The 21,042-nt window shown below is 61.8% G+C and carries 19 protein-coding genes and 2 pseudogenes; 5 read left to right on the top strand and 16 right to left on the bottom strand.

All coding sequences use genetic code 11. From position 1 onward, the window contains the following. Window positions 1–238: 238 nt before the first annotated feature. From LB558_RS30445 to LB558_RS30520, 16 genes are all read right to left on the bottom strand, one after another. Window positions 239–499 carry a hypothetical protein gene (locus tag LB558_RS30445; protein ID WP_224700878.1) on the bottom strand — a complete coding sequence of 87 codons (261 nt, stop codon included), beginning with the start codon at window positions 497–499 and terminating at the stop codon, window positions 239–241. Beyond that, window positions 496–1,134 carry a cytochrome c oxidase subunit 3 gene (locus LB558_RS30450; protein WP_224700879.1) on the bottom strand — a complete coding sequence of 213 codons (639 nt, stop codon included), beginning with the start codon at window positions 1,132–1,134 and terminating at the stop codon, window positions 496–498. Before LB558_RS30450 ends, LB558_RS30445 begins: the two co-directional genes overlap by 4 nt. Continuing rightward, window positions 1,131–2,744 carry a cytochrome c oxidase subunit I gene (ctaD, locus tag LB558_RS30455; RefSeq protein ID WP_224700880.1) on the bottom strand — a complete coding sequence of 538 codons (1,614 nt, stop codon included), beginning with the start codon at window positions 2,742–2,744 and terminating at the stop codon, window positions 1,131–1,133. Before ctaD ends, LB558_RS30450 begins: the two co-directional genes overlap by 4 nt. After that, the gene (coxB, locus tag LB558_RS30460; protein ID WP_224700881.1) at window positions 2,741–3,685 is read right to left on the bottom strand and encodes a cytochrome c oxidase subunit II; all 945 of its coding nucleotides are present in this window, start codon (window positions 3,683–3,685) and stop codon (window positions 2,741–2,743) included. The genes ctaD and coxB overlap by 4 nt, the downstream gene beginning before the upstream one ends. After that, entirely contained in the window at window positions 3,682–4,479 is a 798-nt protein-coding gene (locus LB558_RS30465; protein WP_224700882.1) for an SCO family protein, read from the bottom strand. The genes coxB and LB558_RS30465 overlap by 4 nt, the downstream gene beginning before the upstream one ends. Continuing rightward, a complete protein-coding gene (locus tag LB558_RS30470; protein WP_224700883.1) occupies window positions 4,476–4,979 on the bottom strand; it encodes a hypothetical protein in 504 nt (167 codons plus the stop codon). Before LB558_RS30470 ends, LB558_RS30465 begins: the two co-directional genes overlap by 4 nt. Further along, window positions 4,972–6,003: a hypothetical protein gene (locus tag LB558_RS30475; protein ID WP_224700884.1), complete on the bottom strand. Its 1,032-nt coding sequence runs from the start codon at window positions 6,001–6,003 to the stop codon at window positions 4,972–4,974. Before LB558_RS30475 ends, LB558_RS30470 begins: the two co-directional genes overlap by 8 nt. Window positions 6,004–6,095: 92 nt before the next feature. Next, window positions 6,096–6,641, bottom strand: coding sequence for a c-type cytochrome (locus LB558_RS30480; protein WP_412033509.1), 546 nt, complete (start codon window positions 6,639–6,641; stop codon window positions 6,096–6,098). Between the two features lie 35 nt (window positions 6,642–6,676). Beyond that, complete coding sequence (locus LB558_RS30485; RefSeq protein ID WP_263495456.1) at window positions 6,677–7,189, bottom strand: DUF3341 domain-containing protein; 513 nt, start codon at window positions 7,187–7,189, stop codon at window positions 6,677–6,679. A gap of 20 nt (window positions 7,190–7,209) precedes the next feature. Then, complete coding sequence (nrfD, locus tag LB558_RS30490) at window positions 7,210–8,583, bottom strand: NrfD/PsrC family molybdoenzyme membrane anchor subunit (RefSeq protein WP_224700887.1); 1,374 nt, start codon at window positions 8,581–8,583, stop codon at window positions 7,210–7,212. Continuing rightward, a complete protein-coding gene (locus LB558_RS30495; RefSeq protein WP_224700888.1) occupies window positions 8,570–11,524 on the bottom strand; it encodes a TAT-variant-translocated molybdopterin oxidoreductase in 2,955 nt (984 codons plus the stop codon). Before LB558_RS30495 ends, nrfD begins: the two co-directional genes overlap by 14 nt. Then, window positions 11,508–12,164 (bottom strand): cytochrome c3 family protein, encoded by a 657-nt coding sequence (locus tag LB558_RS30500; protein WP_224700889.1) that lies wholly within the window; start codon window positions 12,162–12,164, stop codon window positions 11,508–11,510. Before LB558_RS30500 ends, LB558_RS30495 begins: the two co-directional genes overlap by 17 nt. 584 nt (window positions 12,165–12,748) lie before the next feature. Continuing rightward, the gene (locus tag LB558_RS30505; protein WP_224700890.1) at window positions 12,749–13,213 is read right to left on the bottom strand and encodes a metallophosphoesterase family protein; all 465 of its coding nucleotides are present in this window, start codon (window positions 13,211–13,213) and stop codon (window positions 12,749–12,751) included. Between the two features lie 10 nt (window positions 13,214–13,223). Further along, entirely contained in the window at window positions 13,224–14,132 is a 909-nt protein-coding gene (locus LB558_RS30510; protein ID WP_224700891.1) for an MBL fold metallo-hydrolase, read from the bottom strand. 193 nt (window positions 14,133–14,325) lie between these two features. After that, window positions 14,326–14,646 carry a hypothetical protein gene (locus LB558_RS30515; protein ID WP_224700892.1) on the bottom strand — a complete coding sequence of 107 codons (321 nt, stop codon included), beginning with the start codon at window positions 14,644–14,646 and terminating at the stop codon, window positions 14,326–14,328. 3 nt (window positions 14,647–14,649) lie between these two features. Beyond that, the gene (locus tag LB558_RS30520) at window positions 14,650–14,973 is read right to left on the bottom strand and encodes a hypothetical protein (RefSeq protein WP_224700893.1); all 324 of its coding nucleotides are present in this window, start codon (window positions 14,971–14,973) and stop codon (window positions 14,650–14,652) included. 575 nt (window positions 14,974–15,548) lie between these two features. Between LB558_RS30520 and LB558_RS30525 the strand changes: the two are divergent. The 5 genes and pseudogenes from LB558_RS30525 to LB558_RS30545 all read left to right on the top strand — a co-directional run bounded on the left by LB558_RS30525 (window position 15,549) and on the right by LB558_RS30545 (window position 20,970). After that, window positions 15,549–16,874: pseudogene (locus tag LB558_RS30525) on the top strand (hypothetical protein). Further along, entirely contained in the window at window positions 16,766–17,140 is a 375-nt protein-coding gene (locus LB558_RS30530; protein WP_224700894.1) for a hypothetical protein, read from the top strand. Before LB558_RS30525 ends, LB558_RS30530 begins: the two are co-directional and overlap by 109 nt. A 186-nt stretch (window positions 17,141–17,326) precedes the next feature. Continuing rightward, window positions 17,327–18,295 carry an ArdC family protein gene (locus tag LB558_RS30535; protein ID WP_224700895.1) on the top strand — a complete coding sequence of 323 codons (969 nt, stop codon included), beginning with the start codon at window positions 17,327–17,329 and terminating at the stop codon, window positions 18,293–18,295. Continuing rightward, a pseudogene (locus LB558_RS30540) lies at window positions 18,292–18,664 on the top strand (DUF2958 domain-containing protein). The gene LB558_RS30535 and the pseudogene LB558_RS30540 overlap by 4 nt, the downstream one beginning before the upstream one ends. A gap of 173 nt (window positions 18,665–18,837) precedes the next feature. Then, window positions 18,838–20,970 (top strand): ParB/RepB/Spo0J family partition protein, encoded by a 2,133-nt coding sequence (locus LB558_RS30545; RefSeq protein WP_224700896.1) that lies wholly within the window; start codon window positions 18,838–18,840, stop codon window positions 20,968–20,970. The last annotated feature ends 72 nt before the right edge of the window (window positions 20,971–21,042 follow it).

Raw genomic sequence — 21,042 nt, forward strand, 5'->3', positions numbered from 1 at the left:
CAAAAATCGCCGCTGGCCAGAACTGCTGATTGTTCTGGCGAACTTTAGGCGTCGTGGAATGTTCCATCGGAGCCTCGGCTTTCCCCAGACCGACCGGACGCCACACGCAGGACGACGACGGCTAAGTGATAGCTGGGTTTACGTGCGACTTTGCTCGTCGCGGTCGCTCTGCTGCCGCATCGGATCCGGAGCGCATCGCGAAAAAGTGTAGCGCGTTGCTGGTCGTAACGTGGAGCGATCAGGCCATTGGCTGGTCGATCAGTGTCAGCACAAACAGGATCAGAAGCCAAAGCGCGCCCGCAACAACACTCAGCCGGACCAAGATGTCCATGCGGGCGAATCCCATGAATGCCAGTGCGATGATGGCCGTCTTTGCCGCTGCGATCGCAAGGTTGGTCAACGTGTTGAAACCGGACAAATCGACGAACGACGAGGCGACAGTGAGCGCCAGCAGGACGAGCAGACCAATATACGCGAGGATGAGCCGAGATAGGGTCATGCTCGGCTGACCAAGTACAGAAGGGGAAACAGGATCACCCAAACGATGTCGATGAAGTGCCAATAGAAGCCGACAGCCCGAACTCGGCGCAGGTGGTTTGATGGGTTCGCCCATTTCCAGCTCGCAGCGATCCCGAGCACCACCACGACCCCGCTGAAGAGGTGCAAAGCATGTAACCCCGTCATGGCAAAGTACAGCTGGAAGAAGTGGCGCGCGGCCAGTTCGTGCGCTCCCTGCCAATGGAAATACAGCCCGAGCACCGGAGCCACGTTTTCCTGCGCCTCCTCAAAATATTCATAGCCTTTGATGGAGAGGAAGGCAGTACCAAGAACGGCTGTCGCCAGCAGTGACAAGACCGAAGCCTTCGGGCGATCATCTTGCAAAGCCCAGTGCGCCAGCGCCATCGTCAGGCTTGAGGTGATCAGGATTGCTGTGTTGGCGGTGCCAAGCAGGACGGAAAGGTGCTTGGACGCTTCGCCGAACGTTTCGGAGCTGTGGATGCGCGCGGCCGTGTAGATCAGGATGAGGCCACCGAAAAGCATGGCCTCGGAGATCAGAAAAACCCACATCCCAAGGGCGTCAGCCACGCGCTCGCGCTCGGCATCACGAAAAGCGATGCTTTCGGTCGCTGTCATGACTGCTGGTCCTTGAGCTCGTATTGATACGGCTTGCTGGTCACCTGCGGCATCTGTTCAAAATTGTGCGGTGGCGGCGGCGAACTCGTCTGCCACTCCAGGCCGGTGGCGCGCCATGGGTTGGGTGGAGCCAAGCGGCCGTAGAACAGCGACCACCCAAGATAGAAGAGCGGCATCAGATAGCCGATGGCGAGGATCACAGCGCCCGCGGAAGACAGTTCATGCCAGAAGGCGAATTCGGGCGGATAGGCGTGATAGCGACGGGGCATCCCCAAATAGCCGAGCACGAACTGAGGAAAAAAGGTGAGATTGAACCCAATGAATATCGTAGCAGCGGCCACCCGGGCCCACATCTCGGGGTACATGCGCCCCGTCATCTTGGGCCACCAGAAATGGATACCTGCCATGAATGCGGTCACCATGCCGCCCACCATGATGTAGTGGAAGTGCGCTACCACGAAGTAGGTGTCATGGAGATCGACATCGACCGCGAGCGAAGCCAGGAAAAGGCCAGCGAGTCCGCCGAAGGTAAACAGCGCCAGAAAACCTAGCGCATATATCATCGACGCCTCGAAGGTGATGGAGCCTTTGCGCAGAGTGAGGCTCCAGTTGAACACCTTGATCGCTGAGGGAATGGCAACGCAAAACGAGAGAAAGGAGAACACGACGCCTGCGTATGTTGATTGGCCGGAGACGAACATGTGATGGCCCCACACCAGAAACCCGAACAGTGCGATGGCCATGGTGGCAAGCGCGACGGCGGTGTATCCAAACAGCGGCTTCCGACAGAAGCACGGTATGATTTCAGACACCACACCCATGCCGGGCAGGATCATGATGTAGACGGCGGGATGGGAGTAGAACCAGAAAAGATGCTGAAACAGCAGCGGGTCTCCGCCTTGACTGGGGTCGAAGATGCCGATGCCAAACAGCCGATCGAACACGATCAGGATGAGCGTCAGCGCCAGGACCGGCGTCGACAGCACCATGACAAGGCTCGTCGCATATATCGTCCAGACAAATATCGGCAGCCTGAACCAGGTGAGCCCCGGTGCGCGCAGCTTGTGGACCGTAACGATAAAATTGATGCCGGTCATGATTGTCGAGAAGCCGACTACGAAAACGCCAAAAGCGGCCGCGCTCACATGACTGTTCGAGTAAATGGATGAGAACGGAGTGTAGAAGGTCCATCCGGTATCGACACCGCCGGCAACCACGGCAGACAGCGTAAACAAGCTGCCGAGGATAAACACGTACCAGCTTGCGAGGTTCAGTTTTGGAAAGGCCAGGTCGCGCGCACCAATCATCAGCGGCAGCAGGAAGTTGCCGAGCGTGGCCGGGATTGACGGGACCAGGAAGAACCAGACCATCACGATCCCGTGGATCGTGAACAGACGGTTATAAGTGTCGTCCGAGACAAGGTCTCCGGCGGGCGTCGCAAGCTCGATGCGCATCAGCGTGGCCATGGCGCCGCCGAGAAAAAAGAAGCCAGTGAGCGAGCTCAGGTAAAGCCAGGCGATGCGTTTGTGGTCCGTGGTCAGTAACCAGGAAGCAGGTGTAGTGCCTTCGCTGAGATAGCTCTGTGGGACCGGGGTGGCCGGAGCATTCATTGTGAACCCTCCTGTATGGACAATGATTTCACGTACGCCACGACCTCTTGAAGCTCGCTCTCCTCGATCAAGCCGTCGAAACTGGGCATCACGGGATCGTAGCCGGCGGCAATCTGCTTGTTCGGCTGCAGAATGGAATCGCGGATATAGCGCTCGTCGGCCATGACGGTCGTGCTGTTGGAGAGCGCCACCGGGCGCCCGAAAACACCTCGCAGGTTGGGCGCCCGCACCGTGCCGCCTCCATCGTGGCATCCCGAACATCCAAGTGAACTGAAAAGGCGCTCGCCGGAGCCGGCAAGCGATTGCCCCCCGCCTTCTTCCTTCAGCCAAGCCGCGAAGTCTTGCGGCTCCATCGCATAGACGGTTCCCAGCATTTGCGAGTGAGCTGTGCCGCAATACTCTGCGCAGAACAGCCGGTACTTGCCTGGCTTGGTGGCGGTGAACCAGACCCGCGTTGATCGGCCGGGAACCGCGTCCTGCTTTACGCGAAAGGCAGGAACGAAGAAGGAGTGGATGACATCCTGGGAGCCGAGCGTGACGAGGATAGGGCGACCAACTGGAATGTGCAATGCGTCGATTTCGCGCTGGCCACCGGCATGCCGGAACTGCCACATCCACTGCTTGCCGAGCCCAGCGATCTCGATCGCATCCGCGGGCGGATGGTCGCGCTGTACGAATATATAGGCTCCCCAGCCGAAAAGCGCGAAGGCTATGACGAGCGTGGCAGTCGTCCACCCGATCTCCAGCGGGGTGTTACGCGCCACGCGTCCGGAGCGATCGGCGGATGAGCCCGCCCGGTATTTCACCGCGTATCCAAGAACAAGTGCGGTCAGAAACAGCCCGAGGCCGCCCGAAAAGGCCAAGAGCGTGTAGAACAACCAGTCGACCTGTGGCGCCAGGCTCGAGGCCTCGGGCGGGAGAAATTGAATGCCACCGCTCACGGCGTCTCCTCCCTCCGGCGTTTCACGCTTCCCCCGGGCTTGCGCGACAGGATAAAGATCAATGCGCCCAGCAGTGCCAAGGTCAGGCCACCTGAGACCGACAGCACCCGGCCAATCAGCGGCGTGTATTGGCCACGCGACGTATCAAAGCCTGAACAAAGCAGCACGACCTGGTCTGAGTAGGTCCCTATTGTGCCGCTGGACGCCTCGACCAGCGCCAGCCGGAGATCGCGCGGCTTCAGCGTGGTGGACGAGAGCAGGCGCGAGAGTCTGGCTTGCGGCGTGAGCACGGCTACCGAGACGGGGTGGACGAACTGGTTTATACGCTCGCGGCTCTGGTAGGTGTAGCCCAGTCCACGCGCCAGGCTGCCGATCGAGGCGTCATCGCCGGTGAGAAAACGCCAGGCCGGCATGTCGGTGCGGTTCATGATCCTCGCCAGCTTCGCCTTGCCGGCTTTTGCATCGGCCGCCGTCTCGCGCGGATCGATCGACACGAAGACTGCCCGGTAGCCGTCCGCGTCGAGTCCGCTCTGGTCAAGGGCGTTCGCCACTATGTTCTGCGTGAGGCCGCACAGGTTTGGGCATTTGTTGTAGCCAATCAACAGGACAGCAGGTTTGCCGCCGAGCACGTCCTTGAAGGACTTGCGCGCGCCCGATGCTTCCAAGAAGGCGAGGTCGGGATCGACCCCCGCATTCGGAGGCGGCAAAAGCGCCGGCCGACCGACAGTAGCCTTTGCCTGGACCGCCGACAGCAAGCCGGCAGTCAACAGCACCACAAGCGCCAAAGACTTCACCTGGCTCCTCCAATTGCCGCCCCGCTGCCAACTCCCGCGGCCGGCGTGGATCCGCCGGGTGTCTCGCCCGTATTCCTGCAGTCTCCGGCCTGCGGTGCCCGTGGGACGTTTGCATTGAGCAGGCCGCACTCGCCGCTTTTTGCGGAACCGCGCCCCATCCATTCCGGTAAGCCCTTGTCCGCGATCATTTGCATGGCATCCTCTATCGGAATGCGGGCTATGCCGGCCGTTTCATCGACCCATCCGGTCTTTTCCAGTTGCGCCGTCTCACGCGCCAAGAGCTTCCGCAGCGCATCTTCGCCGTCTCGCTGCAGAGTAGGGGAACGATCATTGTCCTCGAAAGCGCGACCGAGGGGTGGCTGTCGCGGAGTGGTGTCGAAAAGGAGGGCGAGCACGCCGAGCGTTACACCCAGGAAGACGACGAACCCGGCTGAAAACCAAAGCAGAATTCGCGCCGATACGTCGCGGCTTTCGGGTTGGCGCCTGTTCGTTTCAGCCATTGATCGGGGCTCTTGATGCGAGGCGGTCAATAAGGCGTGGCGATCCCGCAGCGGCCAGAAGCAGGCCGCCCAGAGCAGCAAAGGCGACAACATCGATCCAGGCATATCGCAAGGAGGTGTCTGCAAAGGCCGGCCGTACGCGCCAGACAACGTCGAGGGCATGGCCGACGAGAACAGTTGCCGCAAGGATCGCAACGGCGTTTCGACTGCGTTTGAGGCTTCGCGACAGGAATGCCGTGACAGCAACGGCGTGGCAAGCGACCATAACCCATGTCACGATTTGCCAACCGTTCACGCTGCGGGCGACGTACCAATGGATCTCGTCGGGCAGGTCCGCCGCCCAGACGATGAGGTACTGCATATAGACAAGGTAGACCCAGCCGAGAACGAAGCCGAACAGCATGTTGGACGCATCCTCGGTGATGAGCACGCCCTTCTTACCTCCTTCCGGAACGCCTCCTGTCAGCCCGAGGCATATCAGGAGTGTTGCCAGTGCCAAAGCACCAGACATCTGGCCGGAGGCCTCGATCATTCCGTACACAGTCGAGACGAACTGCGGTTCCAGCGCCAGCATCCAGTCCACGGAGAACATCAGGACGCTCAAGCCATAGATGACGAGGCCGACAGCTGCCCAGCGGCCACGTCGGGCGGAGTATCGGCTTGTCGTCTCATCGGAGCTGATCGACATAGCCAGCGACCACAGCCATAGCCAGGCAACCGCGCAACTGGCAGCACGCACCAGGAAGAATGGCACGTTGAGATAAGCCAGCTTGAGTTGCACCTTTTCGGGCAATTCTTCTGGGGGCAGGTGTGCCCAGGCGAACACGGGGTGCAACGCCAAAAGCAACGGCAGCATCATGGCCAGGGCGACTGGCAACGTGGCGGCGATAGTGCGCAGCCAAGGCCGCAGCGCTCGTCCCCAGTCGCCGCCGGTGAGTGCATGGATCATCAGCAGCGCAACAGCTCCGAGTGGCAAACCAAGGATGAAGAGAGCGGCCGTCCACCATGCGGCGGCGACCTGCATCGGAGCCAGGAGCAAGCCGAACCCGCAGCCCGCCAGGCCAGCAAAGCCGACGATGCCTGCGACAGGCGCGGCGCGCTGCAGGATGACCTCGTTCATTGCGTCGCGCTCCCCTCCATCTTTTCGCGTAGCGACATCGGCAAATCCGCTAGCTTGGCATGCTGGGAGAGCTGGAGCGCCCGCACATAGGCCACGATCGCCCAGCGGTCGGCCGGGGGAACGCGATCGGCATAGGAGTACATCACGCCGTACCCATGGGTTATGACGTCGTAGATATGTCGGTTCGAGACTTGCCGCAGGGCATCCTGATGATAGGTGGGCGGTGACGGGAAGCCGCGTTGCACAATCATCCCTTGCCCGTCCCCCGAGAGCCCGTGGCAGGGCGAACAGAATATCTCGAAGCGTTCCCTGCCGCGTTGAAGCAGAGCCATGTCTATCTTCTGCGGGATATCGCTTGGGGTTGGGGATATGTCGGCGTCGCGCCGCACCGTTCCGGGAACCGGCTGCCTGGCCGATGCGCCGTCGGGGAATGTTGCCGCCGCTGCGAGCGGATCGAAGCGTGGCTGGTCCGACATCGCTTGCTTTTGGCATCCTACAAGCAGGCTCGAGCATACGAGGGCCGCTGCGATGGCAAGTCGCAGTCCGCCAACACAGCGGCGAATTCGCGTGTCGGCTGTCATGGCTTCACCAGTTCGATGTGCCGCGCGCCCAGGCGCTTGAGCAGGTTTCGGCTGGCCGTCGGTCTGAACAGCGGATCCGAGGCCTCGAGCAGCAGGTGGAAACGACCGCCAGAACCATAGCTGAAATCAGAGACGCCGAAGACGGGATGGTGGTAGCGAGGCAGGCCGTTGGCGGCGAGCATCCCGATAAACCCCGCCATGGCCGCGCCGAGAACGCCGGCTTCGAAGGCAAGGACGAGATAGGCCGGCCATGCGTTCAACGGCCGGCCGCCGACGTTGATCGGGTAGTCGATCTCGACCGAGTAGAGGATAAGCAAATAAACGGCCGCGGCCCCGAACAGTCCGCCGGCCAGCACAACATAGGGCAATCTCGTAGGACGCGCTCCCAGCTTCTCGGGCAAACCCTCGATCGGATAGGGCGAGAAGGCATCCAACTTGGTGTAGCCGAACTCGCGCAGGGACTGGACCGCGTTGCTCAGGCTTTCTGGCGTCGGAAACGTCGCCATCATTCCATACGGCTGAGAGGCGCTCATGCTTTCCCCACCGCTTGCTCATGCGCCAGCTCCTCGACTTCGAAGATGGTCACCGCAGGCAGGATTCTGATGAACAGAAACACCAGAGCGAAGAATGTGCCGAGCGAACCGAACAGGATGCCGAAGTCGAGCCAGGTCAGCGACTGCGAGCCCCAGGAAGACGGCAGATAGCCATTGGCCAGACTGCTGACCACGATGACGTACCGCTCCGTCCACATACCGACGTTTATCAGCAGCGAGATGACCCAAAGGCCCGGCATCCACAACCTGACGCAGCGGAACCACAAAAGCTGCAGGACGCCCACATTGCAGAACATCATCAGCCAGAAGAACCAGGCGTACGGTCCGAAGGCGCGGCGGAACATCATCACCCGCTCGAAATCCTCGCCCGAATACCAGGAGAAGAATATCTCCGAGACGTAGCCGTAAACAACGATCATGCCGGAGGCGATCATCAGCTTGGCCGCATTTTCCATGTGCCGTTTCGTGATGATATCTTCCAGCTTGAACAGAGTGCGAAGCGGGGCGGCAATGGTGACCACCATCGCGAGGCCGGAATACAGCGCGCCAGCAACGAAATAGGGTGGGAATATCGTTGAATGATAGCCGGGCACCAGCGCATAGGCGAAATCGAGCGACACGATCGAGTGCACAGACACGACAAGCGGCGTCGCGAGGGCCGCCAACAGATAGTAGACGCTCTGGAAGCGCATCCAATGGTAAGCTGACCCGCGCCAGCCAAGCGCAAGAATGCCGTAGAACAGCTGCCCCCGACGTGTTTCGGCGCGGTCGCGCAGGATTGCGAGGTCGGGTATCAGACCCATGTACCAGAACAGCAGTGATACCGTGGCGTAGGTCGAGATTGCCGCAAAGTCCCAGACCAAGGGGCTGCGCCATTGTGGCCAATGCATATGTGTGTTGGGCAGAGGCAGCAGCCAGTAGAAAAACCAAGGCCTGCCAAGATGCAGAATGGGGAACAGCCCAGCCATGGCAACTGCGAACAGCGTCATGGCCTCGGCAAAGCGGTTGATGGAATCCCGCCAGCTCTGACGCAGCAGAAGCAGCACGGCCGAGATCAGCGTTCCAGCGTGACCTATTCCGATCCACCACACGAAGTTAGAGATCATCGTGCCCCAGGCGACGGGGATGTTGATGCCATATTTCCCGACACCGACAGCGATCAGGTAGACGATCGAGTACAGGAACAGCATCACCAGCGTGAAAAAGCCTGCAAAGGCGAGCCAGAAATATCGCGGCAATCGGCCTTGCAGCACGATCGAGCCGATGCGCCTGGTGATCTCCTGTTTGGTGTGCCGACCTTCCAGGACGGTGAGGGAGCCGTCCCTTGGAGCGGCGTCAGCCTGTGCCATGGCCGTCTCCGTTCTTCTCCCTTTCGGCAAGCGCCGGGTTTGGGTTCCTGACCTTGCCAAGGTAGGTCGTGCGCGGCCGCGTGTTGAGTTCAGCCAGCAATGAGTAATTGAGCGGCGATGCTTTGACCCGGTTCACGACAGCGTGTCTGTCGTTGAGGTCTCCGAACCAGATCGCCTGCGTTGGGCAGGCCTGCTGGCAGGCCGTGACCACCTCGCCGTCGGCTATCGGGCGGTTCGCGATTTGCGCATGGATCCGGGCGGCCGCGATGCGTTGCACGCAGTAGGTACATTTCTCCATCACGCCACGAGAGCGGACCGATACGTCTGGATTGTTGACGGCCTGGAGGAATCCCGCCTTTTCCTTGTCGAACTCCTGGTATTCCAGAAAATTGAAACGGCGCACCTTGTAAGGGCAGTTCTGGGAGCAGTAGCGGGTGCCGATGCAGCGGTTGTAAACCTGCGCGTTGATGCCGTCATGGGTATGGACGGTGGCGTTAACGGGGCACACCACCTCGCAGGGTGCCTTCTCACATTGCATGCAGGGCACCGGCTGGAACAAGGTCTCCGGGTCGTCCGGCGGACCTTCGTAGTAGCGGTCCACGCGCAGCCAGTGCATCTCGTGGCCGCGCGCGCACTCTTGCGGACCGACTGTCGGAATGTTGTTTTCCGATTGACAGGCGGCCACGCAGGCCATGCAGCCGATGCAGGCGTTCTCGTCGATCGCCATCGCCCAGGCTTCCTCATCGTAGCGGTACTCGGGATAGAGCGACTCCGTCGGGGCAGGTGGCGCGCCCGCATTCACGAAATCGGGGTGGTCACGATACTGGGCCCAGGTCGCGTGCCGCGCTATCGGACGTCCCTCCATCGCCTGATGTTCTTGCGTTGTCGTAAGTTGTCTGGCGCTGTCGAGCCGTTCGATAGTTGCGCCAGTCAGCGCCCACGGTGAACCGGCCTTGCGCAGCAGGAACGCGTCGTAGCCGCTTGCGAGCTCGGCCACTGGCCCCGCGAAACGCCGGCCGAATCCGAAGGTTAGCGTCAGACTTCCCGTGGGATGGCCTGGCGTCAGCCAGACCGGCGCCTCGATGGCGGCTTTATCGGCGGAAATGCGGATGACATCTCCGTTGCCCAGCTTGTGCAACTCGGCATCCGAGGGCGCGACCAGCACGGCGTTGCTCCACACCAGCTTGGTAAGGGGACGCGGCAGCTCCTGCAGCCAGGCATTGTTGGCAAAACGCCCGTCGCGCAGCCACGGGTCCGGGACGAAGCGAATTTCCATGCTCCGGGAGTGACTGACTTGCGGGGGCGCGGTTGCGGTCGGAGTTCTCGGCGCCTGCGTTTCTGCGTCCGGTTCGGCACTGCCAGCCACAGAGCCAGCTTTCAACGTCTGACGCCAAGCATCCTCATCCATGCCGGACGAGCGCCAGGTTCGCCGAACGAGATCCAGCGCAGACAGATCCTGTTGCTGGAGAAGGGCGGCCAACATCTCGTGCACAGTTCGACCGCCGAATATCGGAGCAATCGTCGGCTGCATGATCGAGGACGTGCCGTCAAAGGCACGCAGATCTGACCAGCTCTCGAGGTCGTGAGTGGCGGGAACGTGCCAGCGGGCTAGCCGTGCGGTCTCGTCGACATAAAGGCCGTGATGGACGACATTGGCAATCTTGCCGAACGCCTTGGCCATTTCCAGGTCGCCCGGCGCGGTATGGACCGGATTGCAGTCCAAGACGATGGCCGTGTCGATGCGACCGGCGTATGCATCCTCCACGAAATCCGGCAATGCAGCCGCGTCGGCAAGTATTCCGGGGGGCTCGATCAGACGAAGGGTGGCCCCGACTGCGCCGAGCGACTGGTTGGCCAAAAGTGCCTGATGGGCAACATCAACGCTCACGCCGTTGCCCACGGCGAGCAATGCCCCCGATCCCGCCGACCTCAGATCGTCCGCGGCAGCCCGGAGCCATTGCGGTGCGTCCTCGCTGGCGGCGCGGTCGCCTGAAATCAGGCCCGCAAGCCGCCTGCCGAGCCCGTCCAATTCGCTGGGCCTGACAGCCAAACGATGATCGGCCGAGGCACCCGTAATGGTCGGAGTCGTCTCAATGACGTATAGCCGGTTCATGCTGCTGCCGGGCTTCGGCATGCGTCGACCGAGAACAAATCCGCGTGCATAGGCGAGGTTGCCCGGGCCATCACCCAGAAAATCATCATCGAGGCTGACGATGACACTGGCATGCTGCATGTTGTAGGTCGGCGACAGTGGACGGCCAAATGCCGCCTTTGTGGCTTCAGTCATGGCGTTTCCCGCAAGAGCATCATGACGATAGAACCGCATCTCCGGAAAAATCCCGCGCAAGTCGCGGAACTGGGCGGCGAGGGTCGGCGAGGTCGATGGTCCGGACAGGACGGCAAGCCCTTTGCCCCGCACCTCAGCAAATCGCTTGCGAAACGCAGTCACTGCGCCGAGGAATGACCCATAATCGGCGGGAGCGCCTTCCAGTAGTGGGGTCCGTGACCTGTCCGGATCGTAGAGCGAAAGCACCGCCGCCTGCATGATTGCGTCTGTGGCGCCCAAGGACGCGGGATGGTTGGGATTGCCCTCGATCTTGGTCGGTCGCCCCTCATGCGTCTCGACGAGGGCGCCGACGCCGTACCCTTCCTTGGAAAAGGTCGTCGCGTAATATTCGGGCCTGCCAGGGACGACGTTTTCGGGCTGACGGACATAGGGGACGATATCGCCGGCCGGAGCGCATGCCGTGAGCCCGCCGAATGAAACGGCGGCGCCGAGAAGCTTGAGGAGCTTGCGCCGGTCGAGGCCCGGTCGAAATGTCTCCCAGCCTTCGTCGCGCAATGAGGGGAATTCCGCTTCGACATATTTGCGGAACTCTGGCGCATCGGAGAGTTCGTTCAGGCTTCTCCAGAGCCGGGGTTCGTCAGCGGTGGCATACATAGCAATCAGTCATCGTGTGGGGTTGGATGTTCAGCAGTTTTATCAACTTGGCGCGCATTTCCTCGACGTCGGGGCGCGGCGTCCAATCGGTGCTGAAAACGGCGTTGGGAGGACGCAAGTTGTTTTTGGGGTCGCGGTGGCAACCCAGGCACCATTCCATGTCGAGGGGCTCGCTCTTGCGCATCAGGGGCATCTCCTCGACATGGCCGTGACAGGTCACGCAGGCAACGCCCTTGTTGACGTGTATCGAATGGTTGAAGAAGACGAAATCGGCCACCCGGTTCACCCGGTGCCAACGCAGCGGGTCGCCGTTTGCCAAGCTCTGCCGAACGGGAGCCAGCATGTCGGCATTTGTCCACAGCTGCGAGTGGCAGGTCATGCAAACTTCCGTCGCCGGAAGCCCGGCTGACGACGACACCTCCACGCTATTATGGCAATAGCGGCAATCGATTCCGAGCTGGCCGACGTGATGCTTGTGGCTGAACGGAACCGGCTGCGCATCGGCGCGTGCAACAAACGTCGACCAGTTGACACGCGGCGCAATAGAGGCGAGCAGAACCAGCGCCGCCAGGCCCGCCAGTCCACCCCAAAGGACAAACCGTGCAAGCCCGTTTGCGCCTGGCCTGAAAATCTGTGGCATTCGCTACGCTGACATTTTAGGCGTGAAAAAGATTAACCACTGGAACTTCGGAATGTTCCATCGCTTGGGCCATGGAAAGAGGGCCTGGCGCGCGACCGACGCCCGGGAAATCCTTGCCAAGGGTTTTCTGGTTGAAACCCCGGGCTTGACGGTGCCTCTGACATCTCCTCATTCGGCGGCTGGCGCCGCTTTGTCGCACTCAGCAAAGACATGGCCGATCATAGAAAAGCAGCAGAACTGGCCCGCTGGCGTCCCGATCTGATCGTCGCGCAAGGCCGGCCTCGTCGGACGTGCCTATCGCCGGGCAGCGTCATCTCGCCGGGAAAGTATGGGGCACATGGGCGATCGGCCCAGCTAGGCTTCTTTTCGCCGGATAGCTCTCAGGTGCAAGGACCCGCAAACGAAATTGTGGAGACATTGAAGATCTGATCAGACGGACAACGCTCCTACGAAAAACTCGCCACCGATGAGGACCGCGACTTGCGCACCTTGCCGATCTGTAACTCGCCACCTGCGCGCAGAACAGCCATTAGAGGAGATAGTGGGAATAGGCTCGACATTTGTTAAGCGTGCGCTGAATTGGTTCAGCCGCCTACCAAACTCCACATCGAGGGCTGCATGCTGTCGCGAGTGATCTCGATGGTCGCAAGGGTGACAGGCAGCTTAAACCGTCGTGGGCCAGCGCTGCCCGGATTCAAATAGAGCACGCCATCCACTGTCTCCATCCTTGGCACGTGCGAGTGACCGGACACGATCAAATCGATACCTTGAACCGGGTTGATCTGCAGGGTCTTGAGATCATGAAGCACGTAGATTGCTCGTCCAGCGAGGCGGACGAGCTCGGCTTCCGCGTATTCCACTGCCCACCCACCGGTGTCCACGTTTCCTCTGATTGCGGTAACCGGTGCGATACCGCGAAGCGCTGCGATGATCTCGGGGCGACCGATATCTCCTCCATGAATGATGTGGTCGACCCCGGCCAGGCAGCGCACTGCCTCCGGCCTCAGCAAGCCGTGCGTGTCCGAGATGACGCCAATCCTGAATGTCATAGCTCTGCCATCAGACGGTGAGGGTGGACGAATCCGTTGCGATAAGGCTGTTCGTAAACGTCCGGACGGCTTCCGCGAGAATTTCTTCGTCGGAATAGCGGCCGGAGATGTGCGTAAGAACGAGTTGCTTTACATCGCTGGTCGCTGCCAGCGATGCCGCCTCCGCAGCCGTCAGATGTCCGTAGTCGCGCGCCATGGTCGCATCTCGTTCCAGGAATGTGGCTTCGATGACAAGCAGGTCGGCGCCGCCCACCTTGTCGGCCAATCCATCGGTGGTTTCGGTGTCGCCTACAATGACCAGCTTCTTGCCGGCTTCGTGTGGTCCGAGGACTGCTTCGGGAGCAATCGTCCTGCCGTCTGGGAGAGAAATTGAACGTCCTTCGGCCAAGTCCCTCCGTATCGGACCGTCTGGCACACCGAGAGCTACCAAGCGGTCCGAACGGAGGTGACGACGCGCCGGCGTCTCGAAGACGAAGCCATAGCTGTCGGTGTCGCGATGGCGAACTTGAAAGCAATCGACCGTGAACTCATCCACCTCGAACACGCGTCCGGGGACAAGCGGCACGAGTTGCAGCGGGATCGGCGCGCGTCCTTCACCCCAAAGGCCAGCGAGCATGCGGGCGACGACGTCGAGCGTGTCTGCGCTGCCATGAACGGTTACAGGTTCCTCGCTCTGCCGGAGCCGAAGCGTCGAGAACAAGCCCGGAATCCCGAGCACGTGGTCGAAATGCGCGTGGGTGAGGAGCAGGCGATCAAGTCGCCTGAACCCGGCGCCACCGCGCAGAAGCTGACGCTGGGTGCCTTCCCCGCAATCGACCAGCACCCGTTGACCGGCGGCTTCGACGAGCAGCGCCGGGTGATTGCGCGCGGCCGACGGCACGCTGGCCGAGGTGCCGAGGAAGATGAGCCTGAAGGTCATGCGAGCAGTCTACCTCGCGAGCAACGAGACCTCAAAGCGGCCGAAGGCCCGGGCCGGATACTTCGCGTATCCGAATGCCGGAACTGGCGGGCGACAAGGCACCTTACGCTGCCTGCACAGCCTAGCAATATCATATGAGCCAAGACGCCGCCCGGCATAGAAACATGGGCCGGAGGGCTACCGGCCAGGGGACCTACACGTCCGCCGCGCGCCGACAAGAGAGGAAGAGGGCCACACGGTCAAGTGCAGGTTCTTGAATTAGGCGTGACTGTCTGGCGAGGATCGCGAAGCAGACGAGGCCCTGCTCCGCCTCGACATTGAAAACGATGCTTGCCCTAAAGACCAAATCGCCGCCCTCATCGCGCACCACAATCACAATCTTGAGGCGCACGTGGCTTCGCAAAGCCGAACCCGCCATCTTTGCCGCAGCCGGCATGTTCGCACGAATGGTTGTCAAGGCGGCATCGATCGCGCGGGGCGCTGTCTTGCCTTCGGCAAGTCGGGAAAGGTTCATCGCTCACGTTGAAGAGATTCCACAAATCGGCTTGACGGGCAAGAAAAATGTTCTCCATTCGTTCTCACGGCGCACGACCTGATCGACACGCTGGGCAAGGCGACCCGCCACAACATGCTCGTCAAAGCTGAGTGCAGCTGCGGCAACGTCCGCTGCTGCCGATAAGCCGAGCTGATGATGGTATATGGCGGCGGTGCCGATCCCCTGAAGTTGAAGTTGGACTGCAACCGCTGCAGGCCGCAGATTAAAATCACCCACCCCGAGCATCTGCCGAAGAGCCTGATGGTCCACAAGCCGATGAAGATCGATGGGAAGATCGTGTGGCACACACAGAGGTTTCGGGGGTAGGGCAAGCTAAAGGGAGGCTGCCTGAGGCACGGTCTACGTTGCCTCGGCCGGACTGACGAGAGCCGGAAATGCATGCGTTGTCGGTCGGCTTCGACGCAAAACATGCGGACCACCGCGGACGGGGACAGTCGGTCCCGCGTCCCGGCCTGCGGCCGGCGCTATGCTGACGCTCCTACGGCTGTCCCGTTCACCGCCCGCGGCGGGGGCGAATTTCCTCCGTCCTACGCGCGACAATGATCCGCTGTTGCAGCCGCGCGCAGGACTGCGGCTTATACGCCGTTTTTTCTTTGAGCGCCGACAGTCGCCGGCGCAGCTGCTTCGGCATGGAACCGAACCCAGGCAGGGTATTGAATGGGACCGTGTATCGGAGTTCCGCATGTCGGCTGTAGATGGCGCCCTCAGCATCAGCAAAAGGCGCATACGGCGCAGAGAGTCAGAATCAATCCCCGGGTATCCGCTGCCGGTGTTTCGGTCGTTCCAGCTTTGAACATTGACAGACCACATACCGGGGGGCGGGGATTGGCTCGGCGCTGATCGATGGTGAGATCGTCGCCATAGACAGCCAGCGCCGCACGAACTTCTCCATGCTGAAAACCGGCATTGCCGCGGGTATGCCCCTCAAGTTCTACGCCTTCGATCTGCTTGAATTCGATGGCGAAGATCTGTCGAACCAGCCGCTCCTCGAACGCAAGGCGCGACTTGAGTCCCTGCTGGGCGCGCGCCGTCCTGACGACAGCCTGCAACTCTCCAGCCACATCGTCGACCAGGGCAAAAGGGTGTTCGACGCCATGTGCGAGGGCGGCCACGAAGGCGTCATCACCAAGCGCGCCGACAGCTCCTACGTCGGCGACCGCACCGAAAGTTGGCTCAAAATCAAGTGCACGAAGCGACAGGAATTCGTCGTCGGCGGCTATCGCCCAAGTGACACAGGACATGGCATGGCCTCGCTAATCCTCGGCACGTACGACAATGGCGAGCTCATCTACCGCGGCCGCGTCGGAACCGGGTTCACCGCGGCGATGCGCAAGGGCATCCACGCTAAGCTCGAGAAGCGCCATGTTGACAGACCGGCTTTCGCCTCCGTTCCGAGAGGCATCGCCCGACGTGCCAGGTGGGTGCAGCCCGAGCTTGCCGCCGAGGTTACCTATGCCGAAATGACACCGGACGGCAGTTTGCGGCATCCAAGCTTTAAGGGCATGCGCGAAGACAAGCGAGCCGACCAGGTGGTGATGGAAATGCCGAAGACGCCGGCAACTTTTGGCTCCGCCAATCTCGATCCGGGAGTCGGCAAGGAGATCGCCGCTGCTGTCGGCATCAAACTGACGCATCCGGACAAGGTCATGTATCCCGGAACCAAGGTGACCAAGGCCACACTCGCCACCTACTACGCCGTTGTCGCCGAGAAGATGCTGCCCCACATCCAGCATCGGCCGCTTTCGTTGGTGCGCGATACCGACGGCGACCTGCAACAGACCTTTTAGAAGCACAGACTGCCAGGCATGCCCAAGGCCATCCATGATGGCAAGTTGGAGAAGATGTTCGGTAAGGAAAGCCGCATCTTGTGGGTCGATGACGTGGCTGGGCTGATCGCAGGCGTCCAGATGAACGTGCTCGAATTCCACATTTGGGGAAGCCTGCGCCAGCAGCCGCATCTGCCTGGCCGCATGATCTTCGACATCGAGCCCGACGAAGGCCTGGGCTTCGCTGCCGTCAAGCAGGCAGCCCTCGACATACGGGCGTTCTGGAAGCGCTTGGACTGCAGTCGTGGCCGTTGCTGCCGCTCGTCCCGGAGGCAGACTGGGACGAGGTCAAGAGCTTCTGCCAAGACTTCGCCGAACTACTGGCCCGTACAGATCCGTCACGCTTCGTCGCCAACATGAGCAAGGTGAAGCGCAAGGGCCGAATGTTTGTCGATTATCTGCGCAATGGCCAGGGCTCCACTGCAATCTGTCCCTGGTCGACTCGGGCACGCGCGGGGGCGTCGTTCGCGGTGCCCGTCAGTTGGGAGGAGTTGCCCACCTGCGAAAGCGCCAACGGTTTCGATGTTTTCGCCGCCGCCGCGCGGGCTCAATTGCCTGAAGCCTGGGAGGGTTATTTCGACGTCGAACAAACGCTTACCGACCGCATCCGCCACGCAGTCCGGTAGCAATAACCATACTAGATGGTCAGCGACATTTGCCGATTTGGCGCGGACCGCCTTCGCCCAAATTCGAGAGCATCCTGCCTTTGCGGGAGGCCCCCGCAACGCCGTCTAGAGTGAGGGTACGGACCGGTTGCCGTGACGGGTTGAGAGCTGGAGGAGGGCCTCCGGCGCCCGTCGCGGAGAACCGCGATGTCCAGACATTACGCTCACGCCGGCGCCGACCGGGCAAGTCTCTATGACGATATCACCAACAAGATCATCGCCGAGCTGGAGGGTGGGCGCTTTCCCTGGGTGCAGCCTTGGGGCACGGCGGCGACGAAAGCTCCTCTCGCCATGCCAGCCAACGCCGCGACCGGCCGCGCCTATTCCGGGATCAATGTGCTGATCCTGTGGGGTGCGGTCATCGAGCATGGCTTTCCCATCCAGAGCTGGCTGACCTTTCGCCAGGCGCTATCGCTGGGCGGCCATGTCCGCAAGGGCGAACATGGGACCACCGTCGTCTATGCTGACCGCTTCATCCCCGACGACGAGAAGAGACGTGCGCGGGAAACCGGCGAGGCAGCACAGGCCATATCGTTCCTTAAGCGCTTCATCGTGTTCAACGTGGCGCAATGTGAAAATCTGCCCGACGATCTGGTCGTGGCTCCGCCTGCACCGGAACCCGGACTGATCGAGCCTGCGGTCGAGGCGCTGATCAAGGCGACCGGGATCGATTTCCGCATCGGTGGCAACAACGCCTATTATGTGCCGGCGCACGACTATGTGCGGGTGCCGCCCCCGCAGGCCTATTTCGAGACCATCGACTGGCACCGCACAGCCCTGCACGAGCTTGGGCATGCGACCGGCCATGCCTCCCGCGTCGGCCGCGACCTTGGCGGCGCCTTCGGCACCAAGAGATATGCTTTCGAGGAACTGGTTGCCGAGATGAATGCGGCCTTCTGCTGCGCCTCGCTTGGCGTCGTTCCGACCGTGCGCCACGCCGACTACCTGGCCTCCTGGCTCGAGGTCCTGCGCGAAGACAACCGCGCCATCGTGCGTGCCGCCTCCCAGGCCAGCAAGGCGGCCGACTGGCTGCTCGCCTTGCTACCGCAACCTGACGGTGCAGCCAAGGCAGGCCCGGCCCAGGTCAATGAGGCCGCGATGGATAGGAGGGCATGATCCTCCTCACCGACGAACTGCGCGAGCGCCTGCTCGCCAATGGCCGCAAGCGCAATGCCGATCACGCACCTGTCGTGAGGTTCTTCAATCCGCTCGGCGAAGGAACCTGGGCTCGCGACTGAGCTCGATGCCAATGGCGACGCCATGTTCGGTCTCGCCGATCTCGGCTATCCCGAGTTGGGCAGTTTCTCACTCCTCGAGATAACGTCGGTCCGGCAGCCCTTCGGCATGGGCATCGAGCGCGACATGCTCTTTGCCACGGACCTGCCGATTTCGGCCTGGGCAGAGGCCGCCCGCCGGGCTGGAAGCATTCGCGACGCCGAACGCGTCCTCTACCAGGCCGCCCAGTCTGGTCGGAATGGCGCGTGAGATCTCAGCTTGAAATCCACAAAGTTGCAGATGCGCAAAGTCATGTCGGCGGCCCTGTGCCCCCCCGATCTTACGTGTGCGGCGTAGTCCTCAGAGTGAGAGGGCTGCGCCTTTCTTTGTGACGGGTTTGGAGGTCGAGAGAGTCTCGGCCGCCCGTCGCGGAGATAGTCCACATGGCTACGCCCAAGCAGAAGATCACCCTCAACGCCTCGCGCGACATCCCCTTCAACAAACTGATGCTGAGCCAGTCCAATGTCCGGCGCATCAAGCGCGGGGAAACGATTGAGGACCTCGCCGCCTCGATCGGGCGGCGCGGCCTGCTCCAGAGCCTCAACGTCCGGCCGGTGCTGGACGGCGAGGGCAATGAGACCGGGATGTTTGAAGTGCCCGCCGGCGGGCGCCGCTATCGCGCGCTGGAACTGCTGGTCAAGCAGAAGCGCTTGGCCAAGACCGAGCCCGTGCCGTGCGTCGTCACCGACGCCCACAGCGCGGTGCCGATCGAGGAGGATTCGCTCGCCGAGAATTTTCAGCGCGAGGATTTACATCCGCTCGACATGTTTCGCGCCTTCCAGACCTTGCATGACCAGGGCGCCAGCCATGAGGAGATCGCGGCACGCTTCTTCGTATCCGCAACGTTCGTGCAGCAACGCCTGCGGCTCGCGAAGGTCTCGCCCAAGCTGCACGATATTTACGAGCAGGACGGCATGAAGCTCGATCAACTCATGGCCTTTACCGTGACCGACGATCACGCTCGTCAGGAACAGATCTGGGAGGCGCTCGAGCATTCGTGGTCGAACGAGCCGCATCAAATCCGGCGCATGCTGACCGAAACCACGGTTCGGGCAAGCGATCGCCGGGCGCTATTCATCGGTGTCGAGGCCTATGTCGCTGCTGCCGGCGTCGTGCTGCGCGACCTGTTCGAGGCCGACAATGGCGGCTGGCTGCAGGACCCTGTGCTGCTTGACCGCTTGGTCCGCGACAAACTGAAGTCGATCGCCGACGAGATCGCGGCGGAGGGCTGGAAGTGGATCGTGGTCGATGTCGATCTGCCTTATGGCCACAATCACGGTCTGCGGGCACTGGCCGGCACCCCCGTCGATCTGACCGACGCGGAGCGGGCGGAGCGCGAAGCCCTGCGCGCGGAGTACGATCGGCTGGAAGCCGAGTATGGCGAATCCGACGAACTCCCCGACGAGGTCGATCGGCGCCTCGGCCAGATCGAAACTGCGCTTGAGGCCTTGGAGAGCCGCCCGATGAACTACGATCGGGCCGATATCGGCCGCGCCGGTGCCTTCATCAGCATCGACCGTGACGGTGACCTGGTCGTCGATCGCGGATATGTGCGCCCCGAGGACGAAGCGATGCAGACGGTCGTCGATGACGCCGCCGAGCCCGACGGTGCGACCGAGAGCGAGGAGGGCAGGGACGATCCTTCGGTTCGCCGGGCCACCATCACCATCGGCGCGCAAACGTCCGAGCCCGATCAGGATGACGGCGACGCCATCAAACCGCTGCCCGAACGCCTGGTGATCGAGCTCACCGCGCATCGCACGTTGGCGCTGCGCAATGCCGTGGCCGAGAACCAGCATGTGGCGATCACGGCGCTGTTGCATCGGCTCGTCCTCGACACCTTCGGTCATCGCTCCGCGACCGGCTGCCTCGAGGCGTTCGTCCGACATGTCCACTTGCCGACGCAAGACGCTGAGCTGAAAGACAGCCCCGCGGCCAAGGCGATCGACGAACGCCATGAGGCGTGGAAGGGCGACATCCCGCTCGGTGACGACCAGACTCTGTGGGCCTGGCTCGACAGTCTCGATGAAGCCAGTCAGAACGCACTGCTGGCGCATTGCGTCAGCTATGGGATCAACGCGCTGTTCGAACGGCCCAACCCCTATGGCAGCGGCGTTTCCCAGCACGGGCTGGAGCAGCGCTTGCGCGAAGCCGACCGGCTCTCCCACGCCACCGGGCTCGACATGGTGGATGCGGGTTGGCGTCCGACGGTAGAGAACTATCTCGGTCGCGTTACCAAGTCCCGCATCCTCGAAGCCGTGCGTGAGGGCATCGGCGAGCAAGCCGCTCAACTCATCGACCACCTCAAGAAGGGCGACATGGCCAAGGAGGCCGAACGCCTCCTTGCCGATAGTGGCTGGCTACCCGAACCGCTCCGTCTGATCGATCAGGACGCACCGCCCGCGCAGCCGGGCGAGGGCGAGGAACCTGACCTGCCCGAATTCCTCGCCGGCGATGACGAAGACAACTCGGCGGCAGCCGATGAGGTCATCGCTCACGCGGTCGCTGCCGAATAGCACTCATCGACGGGGTGGCTCCGGCCTCCCCGTTTCCCTTCACCTCACCCTCATCGCCGACGCCCTGTCGGG

The organism is Mesorhizobium sp. CO1-1-8, from assembly GCF_020164875.1.
GTDB lineage: Bacteria > Pseudomonadota > Alphaproteobacteria > Rhizobiales > Rhizobiaceae > Mesorhizobium.